Origin of the sequence: Chitinimonas sp., assembly GCF_041904975.1 — a bacterium.
Classification (GTDB): domain Bacteria; phylum Pseudomonadota; class Gammaproteobacteria; order Burkholderiales; family Chitinimonadaceae; genus Chitinimonas.
Map to the genome: position 1 here is coordinate 1 of NZ_JAYRLZ010000036.1, position 6,208 is coordinate 6,208.

The 6,208-nt window shown below is 63.9% G+C and carries 6 protein-coding genes; all 6 read right to left on the bottom strand.

Annotated features, from left to right (window positions below):
- Nucleotides 1–847: NAD(P)-binding protein (locus tag ACE3OH_RS05635; RefSeq protein WP_374349388.1), on the bottom strand; the 847-nt coding region annotated here is incomplete at its 3' end.
- A 94-nt stretch (nucleotides 848–941) separates the two neighbouring features.
- Nucleotides 942–1,316 carry a nuclear transport factor 2 family protein gene (locus tag ACE3OH_RS05640; protein ID WP_374349390.1) on the bottom strand — a complete coding sequence of 125 codons (375 nt, stop codon included), beginning with the start codon at nucleotides 1,314–1,316 and terminating at the stop codon, nucleotides 942–944.
- Between the two features lie 120 nt (nucleotides 1,317–1,436).
- Complete coding sequence (locus ACE3OH_RS05645; protein WP_374349391.1) at nucleotides 1,437–1,961, bottom strand: phosphatase PAP2 family protein; 525 nt, start codon at nucleotides 1,959–1,961, stop codon at nucleotides 1,437–1,439.
- A gap of 11 nt (nucleotides 1,962–1,972) precedes the next feature.
- Nucleotides 1,973–3,154: a glycosyltransferase family 4 protein gene (locus ACE3OH_RS05650; RefSeq protein ID WP_374349392.1), complete on the bottom strand. Its 1,182-nt coding sequence runs from the start codon at nucleotides 3,152–3,154 to the stop codon at nucleotides 1,973–1,975.
- Nucleotides 3,155–3,208: 54 nt separating this feature from the next.
- Nucleotides 3,209–5,245, bottom strand: a complete 2,037-nt coding sequence (locus ACE3OH_RS05655; RefSeq protein WP_374349394.1) for a site-specific recombinase — start codon at nucleotides 5,243–5,245, stop codon at nucleotides 3,209–3,211.
- A gap of 149 nt (nucleotides 5,246–5,394) precedes the next feature.
- Nucleotides 5,395–6,208: sensor histidine kinase (locus tag ACE3OH_RS05660; RefSeq protein ID WP_374349396.1), on the bottom strand; the 814-nt coding region annotated here is incomplete at its 5' end.

Here is a 6,208-nt window from a genome sequence, read left to right on the forward strand (position 1 = left end):
CTGGCCATACCAGCACATCATCGCTGTCGGCATTGCTGGCCTGGCCGTGGCGGCCTGCGTAATAGTGAATACCCGCCCAGGCCGACACCTGCTGGTAGTCGGTGCCGAAGTCATCGCGGCAGCCGTAATTGACCCACCAATGCAGGCTGGGAGCGGAATAGCCTTCGCGCTTGAGCCAGTCCGCCATGCTGATGCGATCCAGCGCCGCATCGACCGGTCCGCCGCGCTGGCTCGGAATATTGAAGGCGAGGCCGCCACCCGCAGCGGTTTGCGCCTTGAATTGCGCCATCTGCGCAATAAAGCGCTGCTGCTGGCGTCGCGCCTCGGGCGGCACACCGAATTGCGGCAACAGGCCTTCTTGCCAGGCGCCGTTGATAAACAGGCGCTCTTGCGGGGCAAATACCAGATAGCGCTCGTCGTATTCGGGCCGCAGCGCTTGCGGGTCGCCACGCAACACGCCGAACTCGGCCAGCATCTGGCGCAATTCCAGCGCATCCGGCCCTGGCAGCGGCAGGTAGTGCGCTCCCCAGGGATAGCGCGACACCGTGTTTTCGCCACCGCGCGCATTGCCGCCGGCCTCACGCTCCATTTCCAGCAGGGCGAAATCGCTGAAACCATGTCGGCGCAACCACCAGCCGCAAGCCAGGCCGGCCATCCCGCCGCCGACAATCAGGGCATCGACCTTGCGCACTTCAACCGCGGCCGCAAACGGCTTGCGATCGCGCAGTTGATGGCCAAGCGCATGGGAGGGACCGAGCAATTCGCCCGGCGGCAGCGGCGCAGCGCTTTTACGGCTACAGCCGATCAGGGAGAGCGAGCCGGCCGCCAGAAAATCGCGGCGCTTCATTGTCGGTGAGGCCGCGCGGCGGCGGGCAAGGCATATATGAGATGGTCAACCATTCCGCCAGTTTACCTGCGCACCGGCCGCGCGCCGAATGCGCTCAGTAGCGTTCGATACAATCGACTACCCGCGCTGGCGGCTCGTACTCGGCCGGCCAGTAATCGGTGATATGGCTGATCAGGCCGTCGCGGAAGCGGAAAAAGCTGATGGCTTCGCAGGCGCCCTGTTCGTCGGTATAGGCGATCCTGCTCACCGCCTGTGTCGCGTCGGCCACGATATCGCGAAGCTCGGCATGCCAGTTGAACGGCCAGCTGCGATTGAATTCGACATAGTGATCACGGCCACGAATGCGCTCGCGTGTCTGCGGCACTTCGTACACCACATCGGGGTGCAGCAAGGCAGAAAAAGCTGCCCAATCACGCTGGATGGCGGTTTGCCAGTAAGCACCAACTGCTTGTTGAAAATCGGCTTGCATCAAAGGTTCTCCAAAAATTCGCCGCCTGGGTCAGGCAGGGCTGCATTATCGTGGAGAACCATCGTTCACCGGACTGGGTTGGCTGGATAGGACGTTTGAGTGTTGCGTGCTTGCATCACTCTACAGCAGGCAGAACGACAGCCTGGCGACCAGTGCGCCGATGGCGGCCCCGGCCAGCACATCGCTGGGGTAGTGCAGTCCGAGTACCGGGCGCGAGGCGGCCACCAGCACGGTGAACGGAATCAGCAAAGGCGCCAGGAAAGGGAAGTAGGACAGAGCCACCACGCTGAAACCGACGGCATGCAAGGTGTGGCCAGAGGGAAAGCTGTATTCATCGAGCACATCGCAGCCACGAATGATGGCCGGCGAGCGCATGAAGGGGCGCGGCCGCGAGGTAGCCCGCTTCAGCCATTTGTACAGAGCCAGATCAACCAGTCCGACCAGCGCCATATGCAGTACACCCGGTGCCGCCTGGCGGCCAAACACCAGTAGCAGCACCGCCATCAGCACATACCAGAAGCGTCCGTTGCCAAGCTTGCTGATTGCCGCAAAAAAGCCCCGTGCCAGATGGCTGCGACTGGCGCGGTTGAGGCTCAGGGTGCAGCGCTGATCCAGTGCAATCCAGCTGTCGCGGTGCATGGGCATGGTTGGCTCGCTCAGGTGGGTGAAGGCAGCAAGGGGCCGCCGCTCTGGTGTTCGGCACGCGCCAAGGCGGCGTGGGCCACTTCTTCAAAGCGGGCGACGATGGCCTCCCAGCCATGCTGCTCGGCATGTACGCGCGCCGCGCTGCCTAGCTCGCGCATCACGGTGGGATAGCTGGCGGCGTAACGGGCCTGCGCCAGAAAATCCTCCGGCTGATCGAAAACCGCGACCAGGCCGTTCTGCAGATGGCGGATATGCTGGCGTGCCGCCGCATAGCCATAGGCCACCACACCAAGGCCGGACGCCATCGCTTCCAGCGTGACATTGCCGTAGGTCTCGGTGGTGCTGGGGAACAGGAATACGTCGGCCGAGGCATAGTGGCTGGCCAAGGCTTCGCCGCGCTGCATGCCGGCAAACACCTGGCCCGGATTGGCGGCCTGCAGGGCGGCGCGCTCCGGGCCATCGCCCACCCAGACCAGCTTGCTGTCGGGGCGGATCTGCTGCATGGCGCGAAACGCGCGCGCTACCAGCGGCAGATTCTTTTCCGCCGCCATGCGGCCGACATGAGCCACCACCTGGGTAGCCGGGCTGGCGCCCCACTGTGCGCGCAAATCGTCTAAGCGGCGCTGCGGGCTGAATAGCTGGGTATCGACCCCACGTGCCACCACTTCCAGATGGGCGAAATCCTCGCTGGCGAGGCCGTCGCGCACATCTTCGCTCGGCACCAGGGTGGCGAGCGTCTGGCGATGAAAGCGGCGCAGATAGCCGCGCACCGGCCGTGCCAGCCAGGCCATGCCGTAGTGCTGGCTGTAGTGGTGGAAATTGGTATGGAATTCAGAGATGGCCGGAATGCCCAGCGCGCGGGCAGTACGCAGGGCCGACCAGCCCAGCGGGCCTTCGGTCACCGCCACCACCAGATCGGGCCGGGCCTCGCGCCAGCGCTGCTTCAGCGCGCTGCCGGCCGGCAGGCCGAAGCGCAGCTCCGGGTAGCGCGGCAGGGCCAGGCCCTTTACCAGCAGTTCCTGCGGATTGGGCGCGGCCCCATCCTGCAACTGCCTGGGGCGGACCAGATCCACCCGGTGCCCGCGGCGGCGCAGGCCATCGACCATGCGCCCCACGGTCATGGCCACGCCATTGACTTCAGGCGGGAAGGTTTCCGTCACAAACGCCAGATGGAGGGGGGCAGATGTCGTCATGAGCCAGCAGCGTGCAACCGGCCCATGTCGCTTGCGTGACGCGCAAGTGAAAGTTTAATGACCGCCGCTGCTGGCGCCGCCTGCCTGTCCAGAACCCGCCTGAGCTGGCTCGGCAGGTGCAATGAAAAAGCGCTTCGGTGCTGCAAAAAAACGACGCAGCAACTTGCCGAGCAAGGCCCGGCTCTGGCCAAAACTGGTGCGCCGCGAATGCAGGGCAACGAACAAGGCCAGGCTGAAACTGACCGCCAGATTGGTCAGGCCGATCAGGGCAATGCCGGCAATCGACAGCAGCCAGGTTTGCCAGGACAGCGCAAAGTCCAGCGCCACGGCAGCGTAGGCCAAGTTGGCAGACGAAAAGGTGATATGGCGGATATCGATCGGCAGGCCGAGCAAAAAGCCGATGGTGCCGATGGAACCGAGCATGATGCCGAAGAAGAAATTGCCGGCCAGCGCCCCCAGATTGTTTTCCACATAGCCACAAAAGCGCAGCCAGCGCGCTTCGCCAAACAGTCGCCTTGGCGCATGCAACTGGCGTAGCCGGGCCGGGATGCGGTTATACACCGCCAGATTGTCGTAGTAGCCGGTGATCAAACCGGCCAGGAACAGGCAGACGCCGGCGATGGCCGCATGCGGTAGCGCCAGGCTGTGCAGCGGGTCGAGGTCATGCAGCAGATGCTGGGCTTTGTCGGCGCTGACCCAGCTTTGCCCGAAGCCGTAGCGCACCGTCAGCGCGATTGCCAGCGAGGTGGGGATCGCCACCAGCACATTGCCGAGAATGGCGACAAACTGGGTACGCAGCACCGCCTCGATCAGCTCGGCCAGGCCATCCAGCGCATCGCCCTCGCCATGGCGTTCCATGCTGGCGGCAATGCGGGCGGCGGTCATCGCCGGTTGCTTGGTGGCAATGGTGAAATGCAGCACATGCACCAGCATGAAACCCAGCGAATAATTCATGCTGAAGGCAAAGGCCTCGATCAGCGGCGCCAGCTTCAGGCGCGCCAGCAGGATCTTGATGATGGCCATAAAGCCGACCACCAGACCGGCCCCCATCGCCGAGCGCCCCATCTGGCGCCATTCTTCGCGATTGCTGGCGATATAGTGCTCGCCGGTTCTGCCGGCATGCTCGGTAATTTGCAGGGCCAACAAATCAGTATTGGTGGCAAACAGGTCGCGCACGCTGGTGCGGCGGTTTTCCGCTTCCACCAGGGATGTAAGCAGGGCAAGGGTCTTGGGACGGGCGATGTCGGCAGACGGTGCGGCGATCAAGTCGAGCAGCAAGCGCAAGCGGTCAATATGTTGTCGCAGGCGTACCAGCAGATAGGTCAGGCTGATGCTGACCCCTTCACGGCGGGCGGTGCGGCGCAGGCGCTCGACGATCTGCTCGCACTGGTCGAGCAGCACCCGCACCTGTTTATCGTCCTGTGCCGGATGGGCAGGGTCGAACAGCAGCGCCTTGGCGTCTTCCAGATACTCGCGCAGCGCCACATTCTGGGTCAGGAACGGTGACTCGAACTGCTCGATGGCCGGGTGATTGCGCACCAGCTCCGGTTCAAGGCCGATGGCCGAGATGCGGTAGGACAGCACTTGCGCGGCTTCAATCAGCTCCAGCCGGCCATGGCGCAGCGGCGGCACAAGGGCCTCGCCTGCGGGCAGGATGATTTCCCACAGCGCTAGCCACACTGCCTCGGGCACCGCTGCCACCCAGCGATGATCGTCCGGCTGATTGAAGGCCCGATTGAGCACATCGCGCAGGTACTCGTCGCGATACTCCGCCGGCAGCAGCTTGGCGCCCAGCCGGTTGCGCAGCGCGCTCCACAGGCCCTCATTGGACAGGATGCCGCTGTCGGCAAACAAACCGGCCAGCCGACGTGCTTCCAGCATGGCGCGCAGATAGTCACGCAAGGCCAGCCGGTAGTCGCTGCGTTGGCCGAGCAGGAAGGACAGCGCGCGCAGCGCCTGGATTGCCGATTCCACATCGTCGGCACGCGCCGGACGGATCAAGCCGACCAGCTGCACCAGGGCATCGCTGCCGGCGTCGCCGGGGCGGGCAAGAAGCTGCTCGAACAGTTGTTCAAAATTGGAGGGTGTCATGGGCGGGGATAATGAGCCTGGTTATAAAGACTTGTCAGCCGGGCAGCGGGAAAGTTCGCGGGTGAGGGCTGCGGCTTGCCTGTGCCGCTGCGGATGAAAACCGGCAATGCGTGCAGGGAGCAGGTGCCGGCTACGTGCATACCAGCTGTCTATTGCTGGCTGATCCGCTGCAGGCCTAGTACAAAGCAAACGCCGTCTTCGGTATTGCTGGCGACGATGGTGCCGCCCATTTTGGCCATATAGGTCCGGGCGACAAACAGGCCCTGGCCGCGGTTGCCGTTCGCTGCCGAATCCGGCTGGTCGGAAATACCGTATTCGAAAATCGCTTCCAGCCTGTCCTCGGCAATGGCCGGGCCCTGGTTGTGGATGGCGATGCTGGCGGCGGTGTCGCTGGCGCTCAGGGTAATGGTGATGGGAGAGCCGGCCGGGCGGTAGCGATCGGCGTTTTTCAGTACATGGGTGATCACGTCTTCCAGCGAATAGGGGTCGGCCCGCACCCATAGCGCTTCGCCGCTCGCGTCATAGCCCACATCGATGATCGCAGCGCTCGGTGCGTTCTCTGCCACGCTTTGCAAAAACGCGTCCAGATCCAGCGGTGCCAGCTGCAAGGTGGTGGTTTCAAATGCCTCGCTGGGTGAAGCGCTACCGTACAACACTCGCACCGCCTGCTGCATGCGCTTGATATAGCGGGTGCTGTCGTCGGCACCATGCAGGGCCAGCAAGGATTGCAGCGGCGACATGATTTCATGGCCCACCGCGTGCCAGCGGTCTTTTTCCTGGGCGGCGCGAATCTGCTCGCGTTCGGCGTCTTCGCGCACTCTTTGCATCAGGTCGGCGAGGCAGGCCGCCAGAATGCCCAGCTCATCGGCACCACGCAGATCGGCGAGATTGAGCTGCGGCGGCTCCCCGACGCCCTTTACCGACTTCGATACCACGCTGGCGCGGCGGGTGAGGATGGCGATA